This window comes from uncultured Sphingomonas sp. (assembly GCF_937859915.1).
Lineage (GTDB): Bacteria > Pseudomonadota > Alphaproteobacteria > Sphingomonadales > Sphingomonadaceae > Solisphingomonas.
In genome coordinates, this window is the sequence record NZ_CALMAW010000063.1 from 26433 (window position 1) to 52599 (window position 26167).

Genomic DNA, 26167 nt, shown 5'->3' on the forward strand with positions numbered 1-26167 from the left:
GCGGTCGATTAGTGTAAACGCAATGAGATAGTGTGAAACGACGCAGTCCCGAAATTGATGAAATCATTTGAGGGCGCGCTTATACATCGTGCCGACGTCGCTTCCGAGGTGTAGATGGATTGCCGTCATGGCGATCTACCACTTCTCGGCTAAGATGATTTCGCGGGCCAACGGCTCCAGCGCCTTGGCGGCGGCCGCCTATCGCTCGGCCTCGCGGCTGCACGACCAGCGGCTCGATCGCCATCACGACTTCGCGAACAAGGTCGGTGTCGTCCACTCCGAGGTGATGCTGCCGGACGGCGCGCCCGAACAGCTCGCCCACCGCGAGAAGCTGTGGAATGCCGTTGAGGCAGTCGAGGTTCGCAAGGATGCGCAGCTTGCTCGCGAGATCGAGTTCGCGATCCCGCGTGAGCTGGACCATGCCGAGGGCATTCGGCTGGCGCGTGAGTTTGTCAAAGCCGAGTTCGTCGACAAGGGCATGATCGCCGACCTCAACGTGCATTGGGATATCGGCGCAGATGGTCTTACCAAACCGCACGCGCATGTCATGCTGACGACGCGGTCGATCGTCGAGGAGGGGTTCGGTCCCAAGGTTCGCGACTGGAATGCGACCGCACTGCTGGAGCAATGGCGCGAGCGCTGGGCGGGGCACGTTAATGCCAGGCTCGCCGAGCTCGATATCGATGCGCGCGTCGATCATCGCTCGCTCGAAGCCCAGGGGATCGACCTCGAACCGCAGCACAAGATCGGGCCCGCGGCGTCGCGGATGGCCGGGCAGGGGCTGGAATCCGAGCGCCTAGCCGAGCATGTCGAGATCGCGCGGAGCAATGGCGAGAAGATCATCGCCAATCCCGGTATCGCACTCGATGCGATCACGCGGAGCCAAGCCACCTTCACCGCCCGCGACCTCGCGAAGTTCGTGCATCGCCACAGTGAGGGAAAGGAACAGTACGACCAGGTGATCGCGGCGGTGCGCGCGTCGCCCGATCTCGTCGCGCTGGGCCGGGACGGACGCGGCGAGGAGCGCTTCACCAGCCGCGACATGATCGAGACCGAACAGCGTCTCGAACGCGCGACGATCGCGATGGCCGATCGCTCTCGCCATGGAGTCGGCGAACTCGAGCGCGGCGCCGCGCTATCGCGTGCCGCGCAGCGTGGAATGGTGCTTTCGTCCGAGCAGCGCGACGCGTTCGACCATGTCACAGACCCCAAGGATCTCGGCGTCGTCATTGGCTATGCCGGTACTGGCAAGTCGGCGATGCTGGGTGTTGCGCGCGATGCCTGGGAGAGCGCTGGCTACCGCGTCACCGGCTTGGCATTGTCCGGCATCGCTGCCGAGAATCTTGAGAGCGGATCGGGCATCGCGTCGCGCACGATCGCGAGCCTCGAACATCAGTGGGGACAGGGAAGAGAGCTGATCTCTCGCCAAGACATCGTCGTTGTCGACGAGGCCGGCATGATCGGCACGCGCCAGCTCGAACGGGTGGTGCGCGAAGTCGATAAGCAAGGTGCCAAGTTGGTGCTCGTCGGCGACCCCGAACAGCTCCAGGCGATCGAAGCGGGCGCGGCGTTCCGCTCGGTTGCCGAACGCCACGGCGGCGTCGAGATCATGGAGGTGCGCCGCCAGCGCGAGGATTGGCAGCGCGATGCCACCCGGGCGCTGGCGACGGGGCGGACTGCCGAGGCGATCCGGGCCTATGACGACGCCGGTCACGTCCATGCCGCGGACACGCGCGACTCGGCGCGGCGAGCGCTCATCCAGCGGTGGGACGAGGATCGCCTGTCCCAGGGCGTCTCGTCGACGATGATCCTCACCCACACCAATGCAGAATGCGACGAACTGAATGGGATGGCACGGGATGCCCTGCGCCGCAGTGGCGGCTTGAGCACTGAAATTGCTGTGGAAACGACGCGTGGCCGCCTCTTGTTCAGCGCCGGCGACCGTATCACGTTCCTTCGCAACGAGCGCGATCTGGGTGTGAAGAATGGCACTCTGGCTACCATCGAGCATGTCGATCCCAGGCGCATGGCAGTGCGCCTCGACGACGGTCGCGAGGTTCGCTTCGATACGAAAACCTATGCCGACGTCACCCACGGCTATGCGGCAACCATCCACAAGACGCAGGGCGTCACCGTGGAGCGCGCCCATGTGCTGGCGACACCCGGGCTCGATCGCCATTCTGCCTATGTCGCGCTCTCCCGCCACCGCGACGGCGTCGAGCTCCATTATGGTCGCGACGACTTCGAGACACAGGACCGGCTCGTCGCCACGCTGTCGCGCGACCGGTCGAAGGACATGGCATCCGACTATCCGCAGCACTTCGCCGAGCGACGGCAGATTATTCGCCGCGGCGAGCCTGCGGAACGGACGCCCGCGGTCGAGCCGTCGGCCCGGCGTCCGGGCGTGTTCGATGGGCTGCGGCTGGCCCTTGCCGACGAGGGGCGTGCCAGGCCGGCACGCGCGCCGGCGCGCGGCATGTTCGATGGTCTGGTCGCCAGGGCGGCGCAAATGCCGGTGCCGGATCGTGGGCCACTCGGTCTCGAATCCGCGGTTGGTCGCTATGCGCGCGCCTACCAAGAGGGGCAGCGCATGATCGACCACGAAGCCTCCGAGCTCGAATCCCGGAAGGCGGCGCGACTGACCGCCGCCAAAGCGCTCGATCAGATCCGGCCGGGGGCGGCGCACGATCTGGATGCTGCCTTCGCCGGTCATCCCGAGCTGGTGGAGAGCGCTGCCGGCGGTCGGCCGGCGTCTGCGATCCGTGCGATGCAGATGGAGGCGGAGCTTCGCGCCAATCCCGAGCTTCGCGCCGATCGCTTCGTACAGACGTGGCAACAATTGCGCGCACGCCGCGACGAGTTGGATGGGTGGCGCAACGCCGACGCGCGTGAGCGGATCGACGGCCAACTTCGGGCGATGGCCAAGGGAATAGACAAGGATCCGGCAATGGGCAGCGCGCTGTCCAAACGCGCCCACGAATTGGGCTTGAGCCGGCAATGGTCGCCCGAATGGTCGCGTCACTCTCCCGATGGCGGGATGGGGCGTGAGGTCGGCGACCTCATCAAGGCGCGGGCCATTGGTGCCGCGCTCACCCACGAACTCGGTCGCGGCAGAGGAGTCGGTTTATGAACGACGGTGACGCATTGGGCTTCGCGCTGGACCCTCGTGACGGACAGGACGCCGCAGCCGCAGCCTTCGATCGACTGGGGCGGCGCATGGCCAGTCTGACCGCTGCGGTCGAGAGCTTCGCGTTGCGCCAGGAGGCGATCGAGGCACGTGATACGGGACCGGTGATCGAGAAGATCGACCGGCGGTTCTCGCAGGTCCGTGACGCCTTGCTGAAGCTGAACGCGCGGCCCGGGCTACAGACGACTGTCGAGGGGATTGCCGCCAGCATCACCGAGGCGGGGCGAACGGCGAGAATTGCGGATCATGACGCCCTCGCGAGCGCGCAGCGTCAGATCGACGCCTCGACGCGCACGCTCGATCGGATGATCGCCGGAAAGATCGACCTGCGCAAACAATGCTATTGGCTGGCTGGCGCGGCGGGCGTGTGCCTCTTGATGGGCGCGATCGTCGGCGATGCCGTGCTGCCGATGATTGATCGGGCGGCGCCGACCAGCTGGCGATGGCCGGAGGAGCGGGCTCTGGATGATCTGGGCATGTCGGCCAACGAGGCCGGGCAGCATCTTTTGCAGTTGTCCGATCCGGCGGGTTGGCATGCACTCATCCAGGATCATCTGCTCGTTCAGGGCAACGAAGCCGCTATCGATGCCTGCCGAGCACGGCGGGCGAAGCACGGGTCCCCCGTCGATTGCTCGATCGTCGTGAGCGGCCCGAAAGCCTAGCTGGCTATCTGATCAGCACCATCGTAGTCGGGTGATCTAGGCACATTCCTATAATACGCTAGCTCTTCTCAAAAGACAGCAAGTGGGATGAAGCCGTCGTCGCGAGCCCGACAAAGCAGGGCAGGTTCTGGCAATGAGCGGACTTTCGAAGGGTTTCGCCTGCCCCTCCGAACGGCAAGCCTCGCTCAATGAGGGAAGAATGCTTGTGAGCAGCGTCTGCGGTTGGCTGACTGTGGTTAAGCGTCGAAGCCGGACTCTGCCAGAAGCGCGCTAAACGTCGGTAAAAGCGAATAAAACCCTGGATCAGAGAAGCCGATCGACGCCGATTGTGCCCCCTTAGCAAAATCATTTCCCCTGTATTTTCATGCGTGTGTGCCCCGCAGTGATGGGCTCCTGCTTGCGCCTATCCACAGTGTAGGTCCGGTAGAACTGGTTCCCGCTCTACGACCGCAAACCGCTGAGCTTCGATCCCAACGTCTTCGTCGCCAAGCCCGTCGACTATGTCGCGGCGACGCAGGTGACGGTGTCGGGTCCCGACCAGAGTTATATTGACCTGCCAATGGTGGCACCATCGGGGCGCGCCGGCCAATCGGCGCGCTTGCGCATTGCTAAGCGGCGCGAGATCGGCGACGACGCAGCATTATGGACGACGAACGCTCGAGCATCCGCTCCTCGTTGGGGCGCAATCTAACCTATGGGATGCTCGACGCACTCGGCCGCTCGATCGTGACGGGGGAGTATACCGCCAAGATCTTCCCGACCGAGGCCGAGCTGACCGAGCGCTATGCGGTCAGCCGGTCGGTGACACGCGAGGCGGTCAAGATGCTCACTGCGAAGGGGCTGCTCAGCGCACGCCCGCGGCAGGGGACGATCGTCCAGCCTGAGGTGTCGTGGAACCTCTTCGACGCCGACGTGCTGCGCTGGCTGCTCGAGCGTAAATTCTCGATCAGCCTGCTGCGCCAGTTTAGCGAGCTGCGCGTCTCGATCGAGCCCGCCGCGGCCGAACTCGCCGCGCGCACCGGCACGCCCGAGAGCTTCGGGCTGATCGCGGCGGGCTATCAACGCATGGTCGCCGCCGAAGCGGGTAAGGACGACACGCTCGACGCCGACATCGCCTTCCACGTCGCGGTGCTGACCGCGTCGGGAAACCCCTTCTACGCGCAGTTCCGCGACGTGGTGGAGACCGCACTGCGCACCTCGATCCGCTTCACAAACCGCTTCAAGGGCCGCGCCGCGAGCCTGCCCGCGCACAAGGCGGTTAAGGACGCGATCGAGGCGCACGACAGCGCGGGCGCGCACACCGCAATGAGCCTCATCATCCGCGAGGTGATGCTGCTGATCGCCGAGGCCGAGCGCCAGGGCGCGGTGGAGGGCTGATCCGCGCCTACCACCGCCTTCCCCCCCTCAGTTGGTGGTCGAGGTCAGCCTGGTGATGAGATCGACCTCGGCCTGCCGATAGGGCGCGCCGTCGGTGTGCAGCACGTCGTGGAACCAGACCGTCGGCTGCTCGAGCACATAGGGGTGCTGCCAGCTGTCCCACGGCAGCCAAGTCTGCTCCTTGCCCTCGACGAAGCCCCAGTTGATCATGCCAACATGGTGCGCCTTGCCGATCGGCAGCGATCCGTCGAAGGTCGAGCCTGCGCCGCGCGCCATATATTCGGTGCAGATCACCGGGCGGCCATAGGCCTCGAGAAGCGTGATCCTTTTCTCCATCGATTCGGGCCAGCCATAATCGTGGAAGGTAAGCACGTCGGCCTGGCCGAGCTGGACGGTCTCGATCGGGCGATGCTTGTCGGTCGGCCCCCACGCATCGCCCAGCCACACGCCGCTGGTGAGCGGCTGGCTGGGATCGACGCTGCGCGCCCAGGCGAAGACCTGCGGCAGCAGCTTGGTGACGAGTTCGGTCTTGTCGGCTGGCTGATTCTTATACTGATCGGAGGGGTTGTCGGGCTCGTTCCACACGTCCCAGCCGAGGATACGGTCGTCGTGCGCGAAGGTGCCGATCACCCCCTTCACATAGGCTTCGAGCCGCGGATATTGTTTGGGATCCTGCAGCGCGGCGGTGCCCGGCGACTGCACCCAGCCCGAATTGTGGACGCCCGGGATCGGCGGATGCTGCAGGCCGAGCTTGGGGTTGGGATCCCAGCAGCTGTCGAACAGCACGAACAGCGGCTTGATGCCGTGTTTGTGCGCGATCGTCAGAAACGTGTCGATGCGCTTGGAAAAACCCTTGGGGTCCTGCTCCCAGAGCTGGTCGTGGAGGAACACGCGCATCGTGTTCATCCCCATCTTCTGCGCCCAGCCGAGCTCGAGATCGATCCGCGCGGGATCGAAGCTGCCCGCCTGCCACATTTCGAGCTGGTTGATCGCGTTGGCGGGCAGATAGTTGGAGCCGACCAGCCAGCGCTGCTGGCCGTACCACGCATTGGCCTGCGCGGGTGTCCAGCGCTCGCGCGCGGCGGCGGGGCTCGCCACCAGGGTCGCGCCGGCGAGCAGCGCGAGGATCGCGGTCTTCATCAGTCTCACTCCCTGAAATTGTGAGTCTTTACCGCGCCGAGAAGCGGAAGATCATGTGGTTGGCATAGGTCTGGCCCGGATCGAGCCGCACCGATCCGAACGCCGGACGATTGGGCGTGTCGGGAAACATCTGCGGTTCGAGCACGATCGCGTCGCCCTCGCGGTAGATGTGCCCCGCCTTGCCCGTGATCGTGCCGTCGAGGAAATTGCCCGAATAGAATTGCAGCCCAGGCTGGTCGGACAGCAGCTCCATCACGCGCCCCGACAGCGGATCCTCGACGCGTGCCATCAGCTGCATCGCCTTGGGCCTGGTGCGGCTCACCACCCAATTATGATCGTAGCCGCGGCCGAAGCGCAGCTGCTCGTCGCGCCCGTCGCGGACGCGCAGGCCGATCGGCGTGGGGGTGCGGAAATCGAACGGGGTTCCGGCGACGGGGCGGAATTCGCCGGTCGGGATCGCGGTCGCGTCGGTCGGCGTATAGGCGTCGGCGGGGATCGTCATCCGCAGACCCATCGCGCCCGCGACCGAGCCTTCGCCGTCGATGTTCCAATAGGTGTGGTTGGACAGGTTGACGACGGTCGGCCGGTCGGTGGTCGCGCCATAATCGACCGCGAGGCCGCCATGGCCGTCGAGCGCATAGGTGGCGGTCGCGGTCAGCGTGCCGGGATAGCCCTGGTCGCCGTCGGCGCTGACGAGGCGCAGCGTCACGCTCGGCGTAGGGCCACCCTTGGTCGAAACGATCGTCCAGACGCGCTTGTCGAAGCCCTTGGCGCCACCGTGCAGCGCGTTGGGGCCGTCGTTAACGGGGGTTTGATAGCTCTTGCCGTCGAGCGTGAAGCGGCCCTTAGCGATGCGGTTGGCGACGCGGCCGACGGTGGCGCCGAAATAATTGGGCTTGGCGACATAGCCCGCGAGATCGTCATAGCCGAGCACGACGTCGCCGGCTTTCCCCGCGCGATCGGGGACGATCACCGATTGCACCGCCGCGCCCAGCGTCAGGATCGTCGCGGTCATGCCGTGGCCGTCGGCGAGCGTCACCGCCTCGACCGCGGTGCCGTCGGGCAACGTGCCGAACGGCTTGCGTTCGACGCTGCTCGCCGAGGCCGCCCCGGCCAGCGTCGTGGCGAGGACCAGCGCGGTCCCCCAATGTGCGATCATGTCGCTATCTCCTCTCCCGAATGCCGCGATTGTGAGGCGGCTCCCCGGCAATGTCCAGAATTATATGATAATTCGCACTCGGCGCGCCTGCCATGCCTCGAGCAACGCTTGCGCGCGCGCACCGACGGTGGCGGCGTCGTCGCCCGCCTTGTAGAGCGCGCCGCCGACGCCGATGCCCTCGGCGCCCGCCGCCAGCCATTCGCCGAAATTGGCGACGCCGGTGCCGCCCACCGCCCAGGTCCGCGTGCCCGCGGGGAGCACCTCGCGGATCGCCTTGAGATAGGCGGTGCCGAAGCCGCTCGCGGGGAAGAGCTTGAGCCGCTTCGCGCCCGCCGCGACCGCGGTGAAAGCTTCGGTGGGGGTGGCGAAGCCGGGCATCGGCTCCATGCCCAGCGCGACTCCGCGCGCGATCACCGCGGCGTTGACGTTGGGGGTGACGAGCAGCTTGCCGCCGACCCCGGCGACCGCGTCGACGCTGTCGGGGTCGAGCACGGTGCCCGCGCCGCACAGCGCGCGCGGCCCCATCGCCTCGACGAGCAGGCGGATGCTGGTGATCGGATCGGGCGAGTTGAGCGGCACCTCGATCAGCCGGATACCGCCCGCGACCAGCGCATCAGCGATCGCCACCACCTCGTCGGGCTTGACCCCGCGCAGGATCGCCACGACGGGCGGCGCGCCGTCGCTGAGAATGTCGTCGATCGTCATCGCGTCGGTCCTTGGTAGAGCAGGGCGAGTCCGGCGATCGCGCAGGCGTCGCCGTCGAGATGCGTCACGGCGAGCCCGAAACGCTCCGCCGTCTGCGTGTAGAGCGCGGAGAGCGCGGGATCGCCGATCAGCACGATCGGGCTCGGCGCGCCGCCTGCGAGCGCGATCGCCTCGGCGAACTCGCCGCCGATCAGCAGCCCCGAAAGCAACCCGAGCGCCCAGCCGTGGCTGCGCCCCTCGACGAGCTGCGCGGCGCGCGCCTCGAACAGCCCCGCGATAAGCCCGGTGCCGGCGCGCGCGAGCCCGTCGGCGAAACCCTGTTCGCGCCCCGCGGTGTCGGCGCCCGCGCGCGTCAGCGTCGAATGGTCGCGCAGCAGGGCGAAGAGCTCGCCGGTGGGAAAGGTGTGGAATCGCTCGACGCGGCCGTCGATCAGCTCGGCCCATTTGCTGTGCGTGCCGGGCAGAACGACCAGCGCGCGCCCCCGGGCGAGCGAGGGATCGACCGCGGTCGCGCCAAAAATCTGCGTCTCCTCGCCGCGCATCACGTCGGCGTGTCCCGTGAAATTGGCGCCGCTCAGCCCCGGCGCGACCGACACCGCGATGCCGTCGACGGTGACGGTGGCGAGCCGCGCGCGCCACGCATCGGCGTCGGCGGGGCAGGGCGCGTAGGGCACTTCGACCAGTCCGTTGCGCGATCCCGCCATGCCGCAGAGCAGAACGCCCTCGTCGCGCGCGGCGTCGCGCCACGGCGCGAGCGCAGCGGCGAGCGTCTCCGCGGGCGAGGCGGCGAGCTGGCCGATCCCGGGGCCGTCGAGCCGCTCGGCGATCGCGCCGTCGCGGAGGCGGAACAGGCGGAGCCGCGTCGTCCCCCAATCGCCGAGGATCGTCATGCGTCGATCTTCGCGGGCGTGGCGACGACGCCGGCGACGTCGACCGCGAAGGCGAACAGCCCGCCCGCGAGCGGCTGCGCGGCGAGCGCCGCCTCGTCGAGCCCCGCGCGCGCGCTGGTCGCGAAGGCGGTCTTCAAGTCGGGGCCGCCGAACGCGACCTTGGTGATGTTGGCGCAGGGGAAGCGCACGGTCTGCACGAGCGTGCCGTCGGGGGCGTAGCGCCGCGCTGCCCAGCCGCCCCACAGCCCGACCCAGAGATGGCCCTCCGAATCGATCGTCACGCCGTCAGGATTGCCCGCGCTCTCCTCGATGCGGACGAAGACCTCGCCATGGTCGAGCCGCTCGGCGTCGCTGACGTCGAAGCGCCAGATCGTCCGCTCGACCGTGTCGACATGGTAGAGCCAGCGGCCGTCGGCGCTCACCGCGGGGCCGTTGGTGATCATGCTCTCGCCGCCCGCCACCGAAATCTCGCCGTCGACATGGAGGTGGACCGCGCCGGTGACGGCCTGCTCCTCATTGTCCATCGATCCGAACCAGAGCCGGCCGTGGCGATCGGTGGTGGCGTCGTTGAAGCGATTCTCCGGGCGCATCGCGACGTGCGCGATCTCGCCCGTCACGGCCTCGCCGTCGAAGCGCTGGAGCAGATGGCCGTTGCCGACGACGAAATTGCCGCCTTCGCGTGGCAGGATGAAGCTCGGCGATCCGCCGACCTCGATGGTGCGTCGATCGCCGCCGCGCGCGTCGCAGCGGTGGATGCGGCCCTGCTTGATATCGACGAACCACAGCGCCTGCGCGGCCGCATCCCACAGCGGACCCTCGCCGAGCGTCGCTTCCAACGGCCAGATGCAGTCCATCGTCTCTCCCTTCGGGCGTCGTTCCAACGCCGGTTGCCAATGCGTAATAATCATATAAATGGAGCCGGCAAGGCCAAGATGCCCGGCGCGCCCAAGGCGCGATCAGAGAGGAAATCCCGTGTCGCTCGCTCCCATCGATATCGCCGTCATCGTCGTCTACGCCATCGCCATCTTCGGGCTGGCGCAATGGGTGAGCCGCGACAAGGCGGGGGTGGGGGCGAAGAACACCACCGACTATTTCCTCGCTTCGAAGAATCTCCCCTGGTGGGCGATCGGCGCCTCGCTGATCGCGGCCAACATCTCGGCCGAGCAGATCGTCGGCATGGCGGGATCGGGCTATGCGATCGGGCTCGCCATCGCCTCCTATGAATGGATGGCGGCGCTGACGCTGCTGATCGTCGGCAAATTCTTCCTTCCGATCTTCCTGCGCAACGAGATCTACACGATGCCGCAGTTCCTCGAGCGGCGGTACGGCAAGAACATCCGCACGCTGATGGCGATTTTCTGGCTCGCGCTCTACGTCTTCGTGAACCTCACCTCGATCATCTGGCTGGGCTCGATCGCGGTCACCAAGGTGGCGGGGATCGACCAGATGCTCGCGCTGGTGATCCTGGGCGCCTTCGCGCTGCTCTACCAGATCCGCGGCGGGCTGAAGGCGGTCGCGCTGACCGACATCGTGCAGGTGACGCTGCTGGTGATGGGCGGGCTCATCATCGCGTGGCTGACGCTGGGCAAGCTCGGCGGCGGCGACGTGCTCGGCGGCTGGCACAAGCTGACCACGGGCATCCCCGAGCATTTCCACATGATCCTCAAGAAGGGCGATCCGCATTATGCCGATCTGCCCGGCCTGTCGGTGCTGATCGGCGGCATGTGGATTGCCAACCTCAGCTATTGGGGCTTCAACCAATATATCATCCAGCGCGCGCTGGCGGCGAAGAACATCGACGAGGCGCAGAGGGGCATCATCTTCGCGAGCTTCCTCAAGCTGCTGATGCCGATCATCATCGTGCTGCCCGGCATCGCCGCAGTGATGCTCGCGCCGGCGCTCGCCAAGCCCGACGAGGCCTATCCGACGATGATGCGGCTGCTGCCGACCGGGCTGCTCGGGCTTGTCTTCGCGGCGCTGATCGCGGCGATCATCGCGTCGACCGCGTCCAAGATCAATTCGATCGCGACGATCTTCACGCTCGACGTCTACGCCAAGTTCAAGCGCCAGCAGAGCGCGGCCGAGAACGGCGCCGGCGACGGCACGCACGAGCGCCATCTCGTCATGGTCGGCCGGATCGCCGCGGTGGTCGCGATCATCATCGCGATCCTCACCGCCAAGCCGCTGGTCGGCGCGTCCGAGCAGGCGTTCCAGTTCATCCAGGAGTTCACCGGCTTCTTCACCCCGGGGATCACCGTGATCTTCCTGCTCGGCCTGTTCTGGAAGCGCGCGAGCGAGGCGGGCGCGATCGCCGCGGCGGTCGCCTCGGTGCTGCTGTCGTGGCTGTTCAAGGCCGAATGGGCGTCGCTGCCCTTCATGAACCGGATGGGCGTCGTCTTCCTGATCGCGCTCGCGCTCGCGGTGATCGTCTCGCTGGTCACCCCCGCCAAGCAGGGCACCGACACGATCGAGACGGGCGACGTGCTCTACGCCACGGGCACCGGCTTCAACGTCGGCGCGCTCGCGGTGTGCCTGATCCTCGTCGCGCTTTACGCGACCTGGTGGTGAGCCGGGTCAGGGCGCGAACGGCTCGGCCGCGCTGACCCGCGCGAGCAGGAACGCGTCGGCGACGAGGCGCAGCGGGCGGACGTCGATCGCCGACCGCCCCTGCGCGACCAGCGCCGCGAACTCGGCGTAGACCCCGGGATATTCGATCCGCTCCCGCGTGCGCGGCGGCGCGCCGTCGATCGCGATCGTCGAGCCGCCGTCGCGCAACTCGATCGCGGCGCCGTCGTCGGTCTCGAGCGCGATCGTCCATTCGGGCGTGTCGTCGTCGTGGAAATGGAGGTCCGCCGCGACCGGCGCGTCGCCGACGCGCATCGCGAGCTGCGCGGAAATCGGCGCGTGCAGCCCCGCGGGCACCTGGAAATCGGCGCGCGCGATCGACCAGGGCGCGTCGGTGATTTCGGTGAGGATCGAGAAGGCGTTGATGGTGGGATCGAACACCCCCATGCCGCCCGGCTGCCACAGCCAATGCTGCCCCGGATGCCAGCGATGCGCGTCCTCGCGCCACACCAGCCGCCCCGCGCGGATCGTCCGGCCCGCGAGCCAGGCGCGCGCCTCGGCGACCATCGGCGCGTGGCGCGAATGCCAGCTCGCATAGACGGTGCGGTCGGGCCGCACCGCGGCCTCGATCGCGGCGACCTCGGACAGCGTCGCGGCGGGCGGCTTCTCCATCAGCACGTGCAGCCCCGCGGCGATCGCCTCGCGCACGATCGCGGTGCGCGGCAGCGGCGGCGTGCAGACCGCGACCGCATCGACCGCGGGGCCCCGCGCGATCAGCTCGGCGAGCGTGGCGAAGGCGGGGACGCCCAGATCGGGCAGCGCCGGATCGACCACCGCGGCGAGCGAAAAGGCGTCGCTCGCGGCGATCGCGGGAAGATGCTGATCCTGCGCGATCTTGCCCGCGCCGATGATTGCGATGCTATGGGGAGGCTTCACGCGGATACCCTTGCTTAAATATGGGATCGTATATATCAGACAATTAGAAGAGCGATAGCCGTCCGGCACAGCGGCGGCGAAGGGGAGTGACGACAGTGTCAGACGACGTTACGCCGCGCGGACTGCGTTCGCGAGCGTGGTTCAACGATCCCGAACATCCCGACATGACCGCGCTCTATCTCGAGCGCTATCTCAATTACGGGATCAGCCGCGAAGAGCTCCAGTCGGATCGCCCGATCATCGGCATCGCGCAGACGGGCAGCGACCTCAGCCCGTGCAACCGTCACCATCTCGTCCTCGCCGAACGCGTCCGCGACGGCATCCGCGAGGCGGGCGGAATCCCAATCGAATTTCCCGTCCACCCGATCCAGGAGACGGGCAAGCGCCCGACCGCGGGGCTCGATCGCAACCTCGCCTATCTGAGCCTCGTCGAGACGCTCTACGGCTATCCGATCGACGGCGTCGTGCTGACGATCGGCTGCGACAAGACCACGCCAGCCTGCCTGATGGCGGCGGCGACGGTCGACATCCCCGCGATCGCGCTGTCGGTCGGGCCTATGCTCAACGGCTGGCACAAGGGTCAGCGCACCGGATCGGGGACGATCGTGTGGAAGGCGCGGCAGATGCTCGCGGCGGGGGAGATCGACTATACCGGCTTCGTCGATCTGGTCGCCTCGTCGGCGCCGTCGACGGGCTATTGCAACACGATGGGCACCGCGACGACGATGAACAGCCTCGCCGAGGCGCTGGGGATGCAGCTCCCCGGTTCGGCGGCGATCCCCGCGCCCTACCGTCAGCGCGCCGAAATCTCCTATTATACGGGCAAGCGCATCGTCGACATGGTGCGCGAGGATCTGCGCCCATCGAAGATCATGACGCGCGACGCCTTCCTCAACGCGATCGTCGTCAATTCGGCGATCGGCGGATCGACCAACGCGCCGATCCACCTCGCCGCGATCGCGCGCCACGTCGGCGTAGAGCTGTCGCTGGCGGACTGGCAGGAGAGCGGGCACGACGTGCCGCTGCTCGTCAATCTCCAGCCCGCGGGCGATTATCTCGGCGAGGATTATTATCATGCAGGCGGCGTTCCCGCGGTGGTCGGCGAGCTGATCCGCCAGGGGCTGATCCACGAGGATGCGATCACCGCCAACGGCCGCAGCATCGGCGACAATTGCCGCGACGCGACGACGCAGCTTCCCGAGGTGATCCGCCCCTTCGACCAGCCGCTCAAGGAGCACGCCGGCTTCGTCGTGCTCAGCGGCAATCTGTTCGACAGCGCGATCATGAAGACCAGCGTGATCTCGCCGAGCTTTCGCGCGCGCTTCCTCGCCAACCCCGACGATCCCGAGGCGTTCGAGGGCAGGGCGATCGTGTTCGACGGCCCCGAAGATTATCACCGCCGCATCGACGACCCCGCGCTGGGGATCGTCGAGACCGACATCCTCGTGATCCGCGGCTGCGGTCCGGTCGGCTATCCGGGCGCCGCCGAGGTCGTCAACATGCGCCCGCCCACCTATCTGGTGAAGGACGGCATCGCCGAGCTGCCGTGCATCGGCGACGGGCGCCAGTCGGGCACCAGCGGCTCGCCCTCGATCCTCAACGCCTCGCCCGAGGCCGCGGCGGGGGGCAATCTCTCGCTGCTCGCCAGCTACGACCGGCTGCGCATCGATCTCGCCAAGCGCCGCGTCGACGTGCTGCTGCCCGACGACGAGATGGCGCGGCGCCGCGAGGCGCTCGAGGCGGCGGGCGGCTATGCCTATCCGCGCTCGCAGACGCCGTGGCAGGAAATCCAGCGCCGCACCGTCGGTCAGCTCGGCACCGGCGCGATCCTCGAGGGCGCGGAGCGCTACCAGCGCATCGACGAGCGCTTCGGCGTCCCCCGCGACAGCCACTGACCGTCGCACGGGGCGCCCCTCCCGCGCGGGCGCCCCGCGACTCCCTCTGAAAAAATATTGCCGAAGATGACAAAGCGGTAGCCATCGCTTCATTTGTCAGATAAATGCGACTTACTCGGATCGCAGATCCGCAATGAATCGAAGCAGCCGGCAACGTCCGGAAAAACTTGGGGAGGTCCTGATGATCAAGAAGAAGCTGTTGCTGTGTTCGGCGTCCACCGCCGCGATTCTGCTGGGCGGCACCGCCCACGCGCAGAGCGCCCCGGCCCCGACGCCCGCCGAAGCCGGCCAGGCGTCGACCAACGAGACCGCCGGCCAGGCCCCCGCCGCCTCGGACACCGCGCCCGCCGCGCAGGCCCCCGACATCGTCGTCACCGGCATCCGCGGCAGCCTCAAGGCCGCCGAGACGATCAAGCGCAATTCGGACCAGATCGTCGACGCGATCGTCGCGCAGGACATCGGCAAGTTCCCCGATCCCACGGTCGCCTCCGCGCTGCAGCGCGTGCCGGGCGTGCAGGTCGTCGTCGGCGACAATAACGAGATCGAGAACCCGCTGATCCGCGGCCTCGCCGACATCGAGACGACGCTCAACGGGCGCGAGGTGTTCACCGGCGAGGGCCGCGGCTTCTCCTTCCAGGATCTTCCCGCGCAGGCGCTCGCCGGCGCGCAGGTCTACAAGAACAACAGCGCCAACATGCTCGAGGGTGGCGTCGCGGGCACGATCAACATGGATTTGCACCGCCCGTTCGACTTCAAGGGCTTCACCGTCTCGGGCGGCGCCGAGAACACGCTGTCGACCAACCTCAACAAATCGTATCCCTCGGCCAATCTGCTCATCTCGGACCGCTTCGACACGGGCATCGGCGAGATCGGTATCCTCGTCAGCGGCTCCTACGCCAGGACCAAGTTCGACCGCCCGGTGGCGTTCGACGATCTGATGCGCTCGGGCAACGAGGGTCCCCCGGGTGCGGCGGGCGCGCTGCTGCCCACCGGCGTCGGCGGGCTCGACCAGTTCGGCACCTATTCGCGCCCGCAGCTTAACGCCTCGGTGCAGTGGCAGGCGTCGCCCGATCTCCAATTCTACGGCGACGCGCTGTGGGCGGGCTATCGCAACAAGTCGTCGACCGCGTTCATCATCAACGACGCCTTTTCGGGCACCAACATCAGCAATGTCGTGACCGGCAACAGCTGCAACAATTATCTCGTCAACGGCGCGGGCTTCGCGGGATCGACCACCGACCCCAGCTCGCACATCGAAAATCTGTGCAACACGCAATCCTACACCGCCAATAACGGCCGCGGCTTCACCAGCGATCAGGCGCACCAGCAGCGCACCAACGACTATATCTACGGCGGCGGCGTCAAATACGACCATGACCGCCTCCACCTCGATCTCGACGTGTCGGGTGAGAAGTCGACCTATTACAGCAAGACCTTCATCATCGACATCGGCAAGACGCTGCCGACGGTCAACATCACTACCAACGACAATAATGGCGTCAACTTCACCGCGCCGGGCAACCCGCTCAGCCAGGCGTCGGGCTTCTACTTCACCAACGGACTCGACGACGACCGGCTCAAGTCGAGCGGCACGCTGTTCGCGACCGCACTCGACGGCAAGTACGACGTCGGCGGCCTTCTCAAGGAAATTCAGTTCGGCGGCCGCTACGCCCGCCGCACCGGCAAATATGAGGAGGTGATCGTCAACCCCGCGGCGCCGGGCGGCGCCTATGCCACGCCCATCGACGGGCAGGGGCTTCCTGCCGACTTCCTCCAGCCCGTCCCCGGCGTTCCGCGCATCTATGGCGGCACGCCGTGGCTCCAGCCGGGAATCGACCAGCTACTGGACGAGGCGGTTGAGAATCGCCTGCGCCAGATCTTCGGCATCGCGCAGGGCGACCAGCCCTACCAGCCGCAGCGCAGCTTCGCCGCCAAGGAAAACACCTACTCCGGCTATGTGCAGGGCAAGTACGGCATCGAGATCCACGGCCCGATCGAGCTCGACGGCCTGTTCGGCGTGCGCATCACCAACACCAGCCGCGACATTTCGGGCACGGGTGCGGTCGCCAACCCCGACCAAACGACGACGCTGGTCCCGGTCAGCCGCCACACCAGCGACACCGACTTCCTGCCCAACGCCAGCGCCCGGCTCAAGCTCGGCGGCGGCCTCCAGCTGCGCGCGAGCTACGCCAAGACGCTGGCGCGCCCCGACTTCGCCTCGCTCAACCCCGGCCTCAACTATGCGGTGTCGACCAACGCCAACATCCAGAACGGCGGCTCGCAGGGCAATCCGGATCTCAAGCCCGAGAAGGCCAACGAATATGACGCCACCGCCGAATTCTACTTCGGCAAGTCCAACTACATCTCGGTCGGTATCTACCAGAAGGACATCACCAACCGCATCATCACCGACGGCGTGCTGACCGCGATCGGCGGCATCAACTATCTGATCTCGGAGCCGCGCAACCTTGGCGCGGCGCGCCTGCGCGGCGTCGAGGCGGGGACGCAATATTTCTTCGATTTCTTGCCCGGTGCGCTTTCGGGCTTCGGCGTGTTCGGCAACTACACGATCGCCGACAGCAAGGTGACTAGCCGTAGCGATCCGCTCTACGGCTATCAGCTGCTCGGCGTGTCGAAGTATAACTACAATGCCGGGCTGATCTTCGAGAAATACAGCGTCTCGGCGCGCATGGTCTATACGCATCGCTCCAAATATTATGACGGCGACAACACCACCTCGGTCAATCTCAGGCCTACTGATCAAGCCGTGTTCCTCAACGGGGTGCGCGCCAACGGTCGGCTCGATTTCAGCCTCAACTACGACGTGACGCCCCATCTGACGCTGACCGCGGATGGCACCAACATCACGCACGCCAAATATGAGAGCTTCTATTATTACGGGCTGAACCCGCACGATATCCGCTTCGATGACAGCACCTATTCGATCGGCGCGCGTTTCCGCTTCTGATGTCCCAACTGGCCGGACGTGTTCGTGCGTCCGGCCTTTTCTTCCACCGCACCCGCGCAAGGAGGACATGATGCGGCTCACCGTCCTCGTCGCGGCGCTCGCGAGCCTGGCCGCGGCACCGCCGCCCGCATCGCCCGCCGCGACGAGTAACCCGCTGTTCGCCGGCGCCGATCCCGACATGGTGGCTGCGTGCGGGCGCTGGTGGGTCTATCCGACGGATCCGGGCGATCCGCCGTCGGTGGCGGCCGCGACGCGCCTCACCGCCTGGTCCTCGCCCGATCTCCAGCATTGGACGCGCTCGACCCCGTTGCTGCGCATGGCGGATATTCCCTGGATCGCCGCCGACGGTGCGGCCAACCACGGGCTGTGGGCGCCGAGCCTAACCGCGGCGATCGGCCGCTATTATCTCTATTATGCCGTCGGCCCACAGAATCCGACGCCGAGCCGGCTGGGCGTCGCGATCGGCGACCGGCCCGATGGCCCTTTCGTCGACAGCGGTCATCCGCTGCTGACCGGCGGGGACGGCTTCGAGGCGATCGACCCGATGGTGTTCGTCGATCCGAAGAGCGGTACGCCCTATCTCTATGCGGGCGGCAGCGCGGGCGCGATGCTGCGCATCTTCGAACTCAAGTCCGACATGACCGAGATAGCGCGCGAAATCCCCGTCGAGACCCCCCCCAACTTCACCGAGGGTGCCTTCGTCCACGAGCGCGGCGGCATCTATTATCTCTCCTACAGCCACGGCCGCTGGAACGGTCCGGATTATTCGGTCCACTATGCGACCTCGTCGACCCCGGTCGGTCCGTGGACCTATCGCGGCGCGGTCCTCCGCGCCGACGCGACGCACCAGGGCCCCGGTCACCACGGGTTCGCCGAAAATCCCGCGACGCATCAATGGTATATCGCCTATCATCGCTGGGAGCGCGGACCAGGCCCCGGCCCGTATAAGGGCGATCGTCAGGTCGCGATCGACGCGGTCCGCTACGGCCCCGACGGCCGCATCCTGCCGATCGAGATGACCGACGCCGCGCCGCCCGCCTCGCCTCTGCCCCCCTCGACCTGCCAGGAGCCTGACCGATGACCGGAACCGACCGCCGCGGCCTCATCAAGGGCGCGTTGACGCTCTCCGCCACCGCGATGCTTCCGCGTTCGGCGACCGCCGACGCCGCGCCCGACACGCTCAACGCGCATCTGACGGGCTATCTCGTCGGGCTGCACGATCCCGTCATCATCCGCGAGCGCGACACCTATCACGTCTTCGGCTCGGGGGGCTGGGAAGGGCGTCCAGGGCCGAGCTGGCGCACCTCGAAGGATCTCAAGAGCTGGACCGACAACGGCTCGCCCTTCGGCATCCCCGATTGGGCGCACGCCGCGATCCCGACCGCGACCAGCGTGTGGGCGCCCGACATCCATTATGTCGACGGGTTCTACCGCCTCTATTATTCGGTCTCGACCGGGGGGAGCATGCGCTCGGTCACCGGCTTCGCGACCACGCCGACGCTCGACCGCGCCGCGCCGCATTATGGCTGGACCGATCACGGGCTGGTGATCGAGACGCACCCCGGCTCGGGCTACAACGCGATCGATTCCAACTTCATCCGCGACGAGCAGGGCGAGGACTGGCTCGAATTCGGCAGCTATTGGGGCGGGCTCAAGCTCATCAAGCTCGATCGGCACACCGGCAAGCGCGCGCCCGGGGACACGCGCATCTGGTCGCTCGCCTATCGTCCCGCCCCCGAGGGCGCTGACAATCCGATCGAGGGCGGCTTCCTGTTCCGCCACGGCGCTTATTATTATCTCTTCGCCAGCTACGACTATTGCTGCCGCAAGCTCGCCTCCAATTATTTCGTCGCGTGCGGCCGCTCGAAGAGCATCACCGGCCCCTATGTCGACAAAGACGGCCAGCCGATGATGGAGGGCCGCGCCAAGACCGTGCTGATCGAGCGGCCATGGGGCGGCACGCGCTGGCGCGGCCCCGGCCATTGCGGGCTGATGCACGACGGCGCGCGCGACCTGATCGTCTACCACGCCTATGACGCCGAGCACGACGCCACCCCGACACTGCGCCTCGCCGAGCTGCGCTGGGATGCTGACGGCTGGCCCGTCGCGCTGAGCTGAGCCGCGCGATGGCGATCGATCGGCGCACGCTGCTGGGACGACGCTCGCGGCGGGGCTTTTGCCCGCGTCGGTCGCCGCCGAGCCGGCCGCAGATGTCGCGCTCGGCTCCGATGCGGTAGCGTGGCCGCCGCGCGAGCGGGTGATGCTGTGGCCGGGCGATCCCCCCGGCGTCGCGTCGCCGCCGCCGCGCCCCGATTCTGAGATGCGCGGCGATCCGGGGCGCCGCGAAATCCAACTGCGCGGCGTCGCGACGCCGATGCTCTACGTCTTTCGCCCTGCCAGGCCCAGTGGCGTCGCGCTGCTGGCCGCGCCCGGCGGCGGCTATGAATTTCTTGCGGCGTCGAACGAGGGGTTGCACGTCGCCGAGACGCTTCGCGCGCTGGGCTATACCGTCTTCGTGCTGATCTACCGGCTTCCCGCCGAAGGCTGGGCGGACCGCGCCGACGTGCCGCTGCAGGGTGCGCAGCGCGCGATCCGGCTGATCCGCGCGGGCGCGGTGGACTATGGCATCGATCCGGGCCGCGTCGGCATCGTCGGTTTCTCGGCGGGCGGCCATGTCGCGGCGAGCCTCGCGGTGGGCGCCGGCGAGCGCGTCTACGCGCCCGTCGACGACGCCGACCGCCTTCCGGTGCGGCCCGATTTCGCGGGGCTGCTCTACGCGGTCACAACGCTGCGCGCGCCGGAGACGCACCAAGGCTCGCGCGACCATCTGCTGGGGCCCGATCCATCGTCGGCGCTGGTCGACCGGCGCTCGCCGGTGCTTCACGTCGACGCGCGCACCCCGCCAAGCTTCCTGCTCCACGCGCTCGACGACACTATCGTCCCCCCGGCGTGCAGCCTCGACTGGCTGGCGGCGTGCCGCGCGGCGGGGGTGCCCGTCGAGGCGCATCTGATCGAGCGCGGCGGCCACGGCTTCGGCACGGGGTTGCCGCCGGCCAACCCGGGCAGCCTGTGGCCCGCGCTGTTCGATCGCTGGATCGCCGCACGCACCGCATAGCGGGCGTGGGCATGGCAATCGAACTGCGGCCTTTGTTCGGCTCAGACTTACGCCTGCTTGTGGCCGATGCACGGACCCGCTGCGCGGGAGCATCGTGCGTGGCGAGGTTGGCCTGAGACGGCACCGTTGCGCTTGAGTTGAGCGCTGCTCAGTCGAGGCCGAGGGATCGAGGTCACCGACCACCTCATGCCCGGGATGACCGGGACTGAGCTCGCGGCGGCAATTCGATCCACGAGGCCCGACACCTCGGTGCTTCTAGTGTCGGGCTACGCCGAGAACGGGGGCATACTGGCGATCCACAGATCGCCGGTCAGCGCGGTCTCGAGCGCGACCTGCTCGCCCAGCGTGCCGTGGAGCAGATCCTCCATGCCGTGGACAAGGGCGTTAATGTCGGTCGATTTCAGATCGAGCGATTGCCGCCGGCCGAAGGCCAGCCGGCGGGCCGTGAGCGCGGCCGCCCGCTGGGCCGAGGTGTTGGCCGCGTCTATATATTTGTCGACCCGATCCACCTTGCCGGCGGCGATGTTGCGCTGCGGAACGCAGCCGATCTTCTCGCAATTGACACCACCGCTGCCCATCGCGAGGGGTGATCCCGCTCGTGGTCGAGAACCATCCGTACCGCGCGTCCGCGAACTTCCGGCGCAAACTTGTTCGTTGTCTTACTCATACAGGCTCCACCTTCTCAGATCCCATGAGGAGTGGAGACCGGCTCGCGCTGTGACAGAGTTGGTCACCAAATTGCTGGAGACAAATCATGAATGCGATAGCTGACGGATTCGATGGACCTGCCGCGTTCCGCGTAGATCTCGGCTCATTTTTGTCTCGTTGGAGCTCAGTAAATCGACCTGGCTGGTCACCTCACTAGCACCGGGTAGCGACAAGATGTCGCGCCGGACGATCGCCGGCGGCGATATCGACGGCCTGTTTGCCTGCTTTGCCCAACTTCGGACAAAGGCGCAGGAACGGCAGGGCAAGCTTTACCCCTTGGTGGTGATCCAGAAAGCGGGCCTTGACGGCTTTTGGATCGACCGCGTGCTGGGCCGAGAAAGCTGGATCGAAAGCCATGTTGTCGACGCCACGTCAATCGCGGTGTCGCGTCGCCACCGTCGCGCAAAGACTGATCGCATCGATGGCGAGATGCTGCTCCGCACGCTGATGGCCTACACGCGGGGAGAACCGCGTGTCTGCTCGATGGTCCGGATACCGACGCCTGAGGAAGAAGATCGCCGCCGGATCGGTCGGGAGCGAAAGGCGCTGGTCGCCGAGCGAATCCTTCACGTCAATCGCATGAAAGGATTACTCTTCAGCCGAGGCATCCGGGACTATGAGCCGCTTAATCGTGATCGTCGCAAGCGCCTGGATGAGCTGCGAACCGGCGATGGCCGCGAGCTCCCTGGGAATATCAGGGCGCAGGTCTGCCGTGAGCTCGACCGCCTCGAGTTGTTGCTCGATCAGATCAAGGCGGTGGAAGGCGAGCGGGATGCTATGGCAATCCCAGCCGTCATCGGCACCCCCGCGCCCATGGCAATGCTCCTTGGCCTCAAAGGGATTGGTCCGAAGTTTGCTGCGATCCTCTACTCGGAAGGCCTTTTCCGCCACTTCGACAATCGAAGGCAGGTCGCCGCCTATGCGGGGCTGGCACCCTCTCCGTGGCAGAGCGGATCGATCGATCGTGAGCAGGGTGTCTCGAAGGCCGGAAATCCCAGGCTGCGTACGACGATGGTTCAGCTCGCGTGGCTGTGGCTGCGTCACCAACCGGACTCGACGCTAGCCCGTTGGTTCCAGGATCGCGTGATACGCAATGGTGGCCGCCTCAAAAAGGCGATGATCGTGGCACTCGCCCGCAAGCTGCTGGTCGCGCTTTGGAAATTCGTGACGTCCGGCGTCGTTATCGAAGGCGCCGCCATGAAAACTATTAGCTGATATTCCTAGCAAATTTTGAATCCCCAGGACCTGATCAGTCCTGACGGATCCAGGTGGACGGACCGCCAACTCCTATGGCTTCAAAAGCCGCTTCTCAGAATGGTCCCGTTCTCCTGAGCCCTTGCCCGTCGAAAGCGGGATATTGGTGCAGCCGTTCCGAGCGGCGACCGGATGTGAGGTTGTGCAGGCTTGGATACCGGACCGGCACTATGCGATCGGGTTCAGACCTTGGATGCCGAACAAGAAAGGATAGACCAACCTAATGACCCCTTGACCCCAAAACCCTCATGTGAGGAGTTGGAGCTTCCGGCAAACCCGGGGCGGTTCATTTCGTGCCTGAACGGCCGCTGCACCTTGTGACTGCATGAGGTTCAGGTTGATCGTCCTACGCAGGCTCGATCAAAGCCCACGACAAGGATTAACATTATGGTGACAGGACGGAACCTCAGGCGCGTCGTCTCTCTCACTCTGGGAGCAGCGCTCATCACCGGCACCGCGTCGGCACAGGCATCGAGGGACATCCGTCCGCATGCCTCGCTGCCAACTAGCGTGGGAGCCGGCGAGCGGGTGATCGACCTTCCGCTACGCGGGGGAGATCATCAGCGGGTCCTGTTCTCGGCGCCAGCGCGTCCGCGTGGAACGATCGTGATGCTTCCCGGCGGCGCCGGCGATGTTGGCCTTGGACGCCGTGGCGACGTTCAGCATGACGAAAATTTCGTCGTTCGGACGCGTGCGCTGTGGAACAGCCATGGCTATGCGGTGCTGATCCCGGACACGGTCGATCGCGCCAATCTCCGCGGTCTGCGCAGCTCACGCGCCTACGCTAGGCTTGTGAGCGGCCTGGTCGACTTTGCGCATCGCCAAATCGCTGGTCCCGTCTTCCTTCTCGGGACGAGCCAGGGATCGATCGCCGCCATGAACGGTGCCGCGCACGCCGCGCCGGGCAGCATCGCCGGGGTTGTGCTTACTGAATCCGTTTCGGTCATGGGCGGTAGCGGCGAGACGGTGTTCGATGCCGAGCCGCAGCGGGTGCGCGCCCCGGCACTGATCGTCGCCAATCGCGATGATCGCTGCAACGTGGCGCCCCCGCAGGCCGCGCAGCGGATCGCCGCCGCCATGACCGGTAGCCAGAACGTGCGCGTCCTCACCGTGTCGGGCGGCACCACTCGTTCCCCGAAGGATTGCGGCTCGCTCACACCTCACGGCTATTTCGGCATCGAGGGACAAGTGGTGGCGGCGATCGGCAAGTGGATGGACGCGCATGGCTGAAGCACCGCTTGACCGTCGCGCTTTCCTCGCCGCGGCTGGTGTCACACTCGCCGCCGGGCTTCATGCAAATCCGGTCTTGGCCACGCCAGGGAGCAACGGCTTCGTTCCGGGCTCGGTCGCGTCGCCGCCGGACGCAACGTGCGGTTTGGGTTCGCGCTCGATACCCGGCGCCTGAACGGCGATCCACGCTACGCCGCGTTCGTCGCCGAGCAAGCTACGCTGGTCGTGCCGGAGAACGCGCTGAAATGGGCGACCGTCCATCCGTCCCCCGACCGCTTCGATTTCGCGCAGGCAGATGCCATCGCGACCTTCTCGGGAACCCACGGCATCGCGATGCGCGGCCATACCTTCTGCTGGCATCGTGCCCTGCCGCCCTGGGTCACACAAACGGTGACGAGGCAGAACGCCGAAGCGGTTCTCGTCGACCATGTCCGGCAGGTTGCCGGCCGCTACAAGGGCAGGATCCAGTCATGGGATGTCGCGAACGAGGTCATCAACCTCGTCGATGGCCTGCCGGGTGGCTGGCGGGACTCGTTCTGGTATCGGGCGCTGGGCCCGGGCTATGTCGACATTGCCTTCCACGCCGCGCGGGAAGCCGATCCGGCCGCCATCCTGTGCTACAACGACTATGGGCTCGAGGGCGATGGGGACAGTGGGCGCCGCAAGCGCGCTGCGGTGCTCGCCTTGCTTGCTGGCCTGCGTGAGCGAGGCGTTCCGATCGGTGCTCTTGGCATCCAGTCTCACCTGAGCGCCGGGGCGACCGATGGCTTCGCCGGGGCTGGCGCAGTTCATCCTCGATGTGAAGGCGATGGGGCTCGCGGTCTACATCACCGAACTCGACGTCGACGACAGCAGGCTCAACCCTGGCAGCAGCGACGGGATGGTCGCGGGCGTCTACAAGCGCTACCTCGGCCGGGTACCGGGAACGGGTGCGGTCTCATCGGTCCTGACCTGGGGCGTCTGGGATACGCCCCACTATACGGCAGCGACGCCGGGTCAGAGCGGACCGATGGCGAGGCGGCCGCTTCTGTTCGGGGCAGACGGTACCGTTAAGGACGCAAGCTGGGCGACCGAGCATTGCTTTGCGCGAACACCTTAGTAATTCAGCCCGGCATTTTGACGGCGCGAGAGCGACGCGCTGGCAGCCGATCCGTGACGCAGCCGAAACATCGATCACCAATAAGTGTGCTGCCGACTGAATTTTCTACAAGAAACGGCGGTCGAGACAGCCGGAGCGTTCCTAAAAGCATGCGGCCACGGGAAGGCACATGGCTTCGCGAAGCTCACACACCGATTTTAGAGAAGATCCAGCATCACTGGCAATTGCCTGCGCGGCATCTTCTCGTGCGCTCCGCCTCGTTTTGGGTAAAGCGGTCCCTCGCGAACCGCATGAGGAACGACATGAAGGCCCTGATAATCTTAGCTGGTGTCGCGCTGGCGGGAACCGGGTTGGCCCAAGTTCCGGCCGGCAGCCGCTATGTGGCGATGGGGAGCTCCTATTCCGCCGGGCCCGGCGTTGGGACGCCCGACAGTGCCAGCGGTCAATGCGCTCGCTCGATGTCCAACTTCGCGCGCCAGGTCGCGAGCGGCCGCCACCTCACGCTGACCGATGTATCCTGCTCGGGTGCCACGACCGATAATATCCTCGTACACGGCCAGCATGGATTCTCAGCCCAGATCGAGGCAGTGACGCCGGACACGAAGCTCGTCTCGATCCTGATCGGCGGCAACGACATCGACTATGTCGGCAACCTAGGCGGCCTGTCGTGCCGCGACACGGGCGGCACCAATTGTCATGTAGCCGATCCCGCCAGCATCGAAAGCAAGCTGGCGGCCCTTCCCGCTCGTCTCGATCAGGTTGTGGCGGAGGTACGTCGCCGGGCTCCCGCAGCTCGTATCGTGCTTGTCGGCTACCTACCTGCCGTGCCTGCAAACGGCGCCGGCTGCGCGGCGCTGCCCTTGTCAATTGCCGATATTGGCCGGATACGCGGTGTGGCGATCCGGCTCGCGCAAGCGATCGGGGGCGCCGCAGCGCGCAATCATGTTGGCGTGGTGCGATCTTCCGAGATCGGCACCGGCCATGATGCCTGTTCGGCTAGTCCCTACATCGCCGGCTATCACGCGCCGCGCACACCGAATTGGCCGAGCCCCGTCGCGTATCATCCCAACCAGGCCGGCATGGATCGGATTGCACAAGCACTCGACGCGGCCATTGGTGGTTAGCTCTTTCTCGAAAGGGAACCCGGCACCGGGCCGGCGGGCAACAGTGACGAGTGAACTGCCCCCGCTGCGAGCCGCTTTCCCAAAAACCGTTCTCAAGACGTTTTCCCGAAATGGCGTCATCTCGGCGGAGTTATGGGAATGACAGCTACGCTC

At 66.6% G+C, this 26167-nt stretch carries 19 protein-coding genes and 2 pseudogenes; 14 read left to right on the top strand and 7 right to left on the bottom strand.

The features are described 5' to 3' along the window. Positions 1–127 precede the first annotated feature (127 nt). The 3 genes from traA (at position 128) to Q0326_RS08865 (ending at position 5226) form a co-directional block, all read left to right on the top strand. Complete coding sequence (gene traA / locus Q0326_RS08855) at positions 128–3130, top strand: Ti-type conjugative transfer relaxase TraA (protein WP_298689279.1); 3003 nt, start codon at positions 128–130, stop codon at positions 3128–3130. Then, the gene (locus tag Q0326_RS08860; protein ID WP_298689281.1) at positions 3127–3849 is read left to right on the top strand and encodes a DUF6118 family protein; all 723 of its coding nucleotides are present in this window, start codon (positions 3127–3129) and stop codon (positions 3847–3849) included. Before traA ends, Q0326_RS08860 begins: the two co-directional genes overlap by 4 nt. A 642-nt stretch (positions 3850–4491) precedes the next feature. After that, complete coding sequence (locus Q0326_RS08865; RefSeq protein WP_298689284.1) at positions 4492–5226, top strand: FadR/GntR family transcriptional regulator; 735 nt, start codon at positions 4492–4494, stop codon at positions 5224–5226. A 27-nt stretch (positions 5227–5253) separates the two neighbouring features. On the opposite strand, the gene Q0326_RS08870 is transcribed toward Q0326_RS08865, so the two are convergent. The 5 genes from Q0326_RS08870 to Q0326_RS08890 are packed head-to-tail and all read right to left on the bottom strand — an operon-like array spanning position 5254 to position 9974. Continuing rightward, positions 5254–6366, bottom strand: coding sequence for a cellulase family glycosylhydrolase (locus tag Q0326_RS08870; protein ID WP_298689286.1), 1113 nt, complete (start codon positions 6364–6366; stop codon positions 5254–5256). A 28-nt stretch (positions 6367–6394) separates the two neighbouring features. Next, positions 6395–7525: an aldose epimerase family protein gene (locus Q0326_RS08875; RefSeq protein ID WP_298689288.1), complete on the bottom strand. Its 1131-nt coding sequence runs from the start codon at positions 7523–7525 to the stop codon at positions 6395–6397. A 60-nt stretch (positions 7526–7585) separates the two neighbouring features. Then, positions 7586–8230: a 2-dehydro-3-deoxy-6-phosphogalactonate aldolase gene (locus Q0326_RS08880; protein ID WP_298689290.1), complete on the bottom strand. Its 645-nt coding sequence runs from the start codon at positions 8228–8230 to the stop codon at positions 7586–7588. Next, positions 8227–9120, bottom strand: a complete 894-nt coding sequence (locus Q0326_RS08885) for a 2-dehydro-3-deoxygalactonokinase (RefSeq protein ID WP_298689292.1) — start codon at positions 9118–9120, stop codon at positions 8227–8229. The genes Q0326_RS08880 and Q0326_RS08885 overlap by 4 nt, the downstream gene beginning before the upstream one ends. After that, positions 9117–9974 (bottom strand): SMP-30/gluconolactonase/LRE family protein, encoded by an 858-nt coding sequence (locus Q0326_RS08890; RefSeq protein WP_298689294.1) that lies wholly within the window; start codon positions 9972–9974, stop codon positions 9117–9119. Before Q0326_RS08890 ends, Q0326_RS08885 begins: the two co-directional genes overlap by 4 nt. 118 nt (positions 9975–10092) lie before the next feature. Between Q0326_RS08890 and Q0326_RS08895 the strand changes: the two genes are divergently transcribed. Next, positions 10093–11688, top strand: a complete 1596-nt coding sequence (locus Q0326_RS08895) for a sodium/solute symporter (protein ID WP_298689296.1) — start codon at positions 10093–10095, stop codon at positions 11686–11688. 6 nt (positions 11689–11694) lie between these two features. Here Q0326_RS08895 and Q0326_RS08900 read toward each other — a convergent pair whose 3' ends face one another. After that, positions 11695–12621: a Gfo/Idh/MocA family oxidoreductase gene (locus Q0326_RS08900; protein WP_298689298.1), complete on the bottom strand. Its 927-nt coding sequence runs from the start codon at positions 12619–12621 to the stop codon at positions 11695–11697. Positions 12622–12716: 95 nt separating this feature from the next. On the opposite strand from Q0326_RS08900, the gene Q0326_RS08905 reads away from it, so the two are divergent. The 5 genes from Q0326_RS08905 (at position 12717) to Q0326_RS08925 (ending at position 20599) form a co-directional block, all read left to right on the top strand. Next, entirely contained in the window at positions 12717–14516 is a 1800-nt protein-coding gene (locus Q0326_RS08905; protein WP_298689300.1) for an IlvD/Edd family dehydratase, read from the top strand. Positions 14517–14697: 181 nt separating this feature from the next. Continuing rightward, on the top strand, positions 14698–17484 hold the full coding sequence (locus tag Q0326_RS08910) for a TonB-dependent receptor (RefSeq protein ID WP_298689302.1): 2787 nt from the start codon (positions 14698–14700) through the stop codon (positions 17482–17484). A 70-nt stretch (positions 17485–17554) separates the two neighbouring features. Further along, positions 17555–18565: a family 43 glycosylhydrolase gene (locus Q0326_RS08915; protein ID WP_298689304.1), complete on the top strand. Its 1011-nt coding sequence runs from the start codon at positions 17555–17557 to the stop codon at positions 18563–18565. Further along, on the top strand, positions 18562–19602 hold the full coding sequence (locus Q0326_RS08920; protein WP_298689306.1) for an arabinan endo-1,5-alpha-L-arabinosidase: 1041 nt from the start codon (positions 18562–18564) through the stop codon (positions 19600–19602). The genes Q0326_RS08915 and Q0326_RS08920 overlap by 4 nt, the downstream gene beginning before the upstream one ends. A 58-nt stretch (positions 19603–19660) precedes the next feature. Beyond that, on the top strand, positions 19661–20599 hold the full coding sequence (locus Q0326_RS08925) for an alpha/beta hydrolase (RefSeq protein ID WP_298689308.1): 939 nt from the start codon (positions 19661–19663) through the stop codon (positions 20597–20599). Between the two features lie 266 nt (positions 20600–20865). Here the strand turns inward: Q0326_RS08925 and Q0326_RS08930 are convergent, their stop codons facing one another. After that, on the bottom strand, positions 20866–21177 hold the full coding sequence (locus Q0326_RS08930; RefSeq protein ID WP_298689336.1) for a hypothetical protein: 312 nt from the start codon (positions 21175–21177) through the stop codon (positions 20866–20868). 176 nt (positions 21178–21353) lie between these two features. Here Q0326_RS08930 and Q0326_RS08935 point away from each other — a divergent pair. The 5 genes and pseudogenes from Q0326_RS08935 (at position 21354) to Q0326_RS08950 (ending at position 26014) form a co-directional block, all read left to right on the top strand. After that, positions 21354–22522 (top strand): annotated as a pseudogene (locus Q0326_RS08935) (IS110 family transposase). Between the two features lie 426 nt (positions 22523–22948). Beyond that, positions 22949–23791 carry an alpha/beta hydrolase gene (locus Q0326_RS08940; RefSeq protein ID WP_298689310.1) on the top strand — a complete coding sequence of 281 codons (843 nt, stop codon included), beginning with the start codon at positions 22949–22951 and terminating at the stop codon, positions 23789–23791. Positions 23792–23920: 129 nt separating this feature from the next. After that, positions 23921–24538 (top strand): annotated as a pseudogene (locus Q0326_RS08945) (endo-1,4-beta-xylanase); the annotation flags it as partial. Positions 24539–24599: 61 nt separating this feature from the next. Further along, complete coding sequence (locus tag Q0326_RS18065) at positions 24600–24890, top strand: endo-1,4-beta-xylanase (RefSeq protein WP_363303900.1); 291 nt, start codon at positions 24600–24602, stop codon at positions 24888–24890. Positions 24891–25192: 302 nt separating this feature from the next. Next, complete coding sequence (locus Q0326_RS08950; RefSeq protein WP_298689312.1) at positions 25193–26014, top strand: SGNH/GDSL hydrolase family protein; 822 nt, start codon at positions 25193–25195, stop codon at positions 26012–26014. Positions 26015–26167: the final 153 nt, after the last annotated feature.

Coding starts and splice junctions, on each gene's coding strand:
- traA (WP_298689279.1), top strand. CDS start 128: ATGGCGATCTACCACTTCTCGGCTAAGATGATTTCGCGGGCCAACGGC.
- Q0326_RS08880 (WP_298689290.1), bottom strand. CDS start 8,230: ATGACGATCGACGACATTCTCAGCGACGGCGCGCCGCCCGTCGTGGCG.
- Q0326_RS08950 (WP_298689312.1), top strand. CDS start 25,193: ATGAAGGCCCTGATAATCTTAGCTGGTGTCGCGCTGGCGGGAACCGGG.
- Q0326_RS08940 (WP_298689310.1), top strand. CDS start 22,949: ATGGTGACAGGACGGAACCTCAGGCGCGTCGTCTCTCTCACTCTGGGA.
- Q0326_RS08885 (WP_298689292.1), bottom strand. CDS start 9,120: ATGACGATCCTCGGCGATTGGGGGACGACGCGGCTCCGCCTGTTCCGC.
- Q0326_RS08875 (WP_298689288.1), bottom strand. CDS start 7,525: ATGATCGCACATTGGGGGACCGCGCTGGTCCTCGCCACGACGCTGGCC.
- Q0326_RS08920 (WP_298689306.1), top strand. CDS start 18,562: ATGACCGGAACCGACCGCCGCGGCCTCATCAAGGGCGCGTTGACGCTC.
- Q0326_RS08910 (WP_298689302.1), top strand. CDS start 14,698: ATGATCAAGAAGAAGCTGTTGCTGTGTTCGGCGTCCACCGCCGCGATT.
- Q0326_RS08870 (WP_298689286.1), bottom strand. CDS start 6,366: ATGAAGACCGCGATCCTCGCGCTGCTCGCCGGCGCGACCCTGGTGGCG.
- Q0326_RS18065 (WP_363303900.1), top strand. CDS start 24,600: ATGGGGCTCGCGGTCTACATCACCGAACTCGACGTCGACGACAGCAGG.
- Q0326_RS08930 (WP_298689336.1), bottom strand. CDS start 21,177: ATGGGCAGCGGTGGTGTCAATTGCGAGAAGATCGGCTGCGTTCCGCAG.
- Q0326_RS08915 (WP_298689304.1), top strand. CDS start 17,555: ATGCGGCTCACCGTCCTCGTCGCGGCGCTCGCGAGCCTGGCCGCGGCA.
- Q0326_RS08860 (WP_298689281.1), top strand. CDS start 3,127: ATGAACGACGGTGACGCATTGGGCTTCGCGCTGGACCCTCGTGACGGA.
- Q0326_RS08865 (WP_298689284.1), top strand. CDS start 4,492: ATGGACGACGAACGCTCGAGCATCCGCTCCTCGTTGGGGCGCAATCTA.
- Q0326_RS08890 (WP_298689294.1), bottom strand. CDS start 9,974: ATGGACTGCATCTGGCCGTTGGAAGCGACGCTCGGCGAGGGTCCGCTG.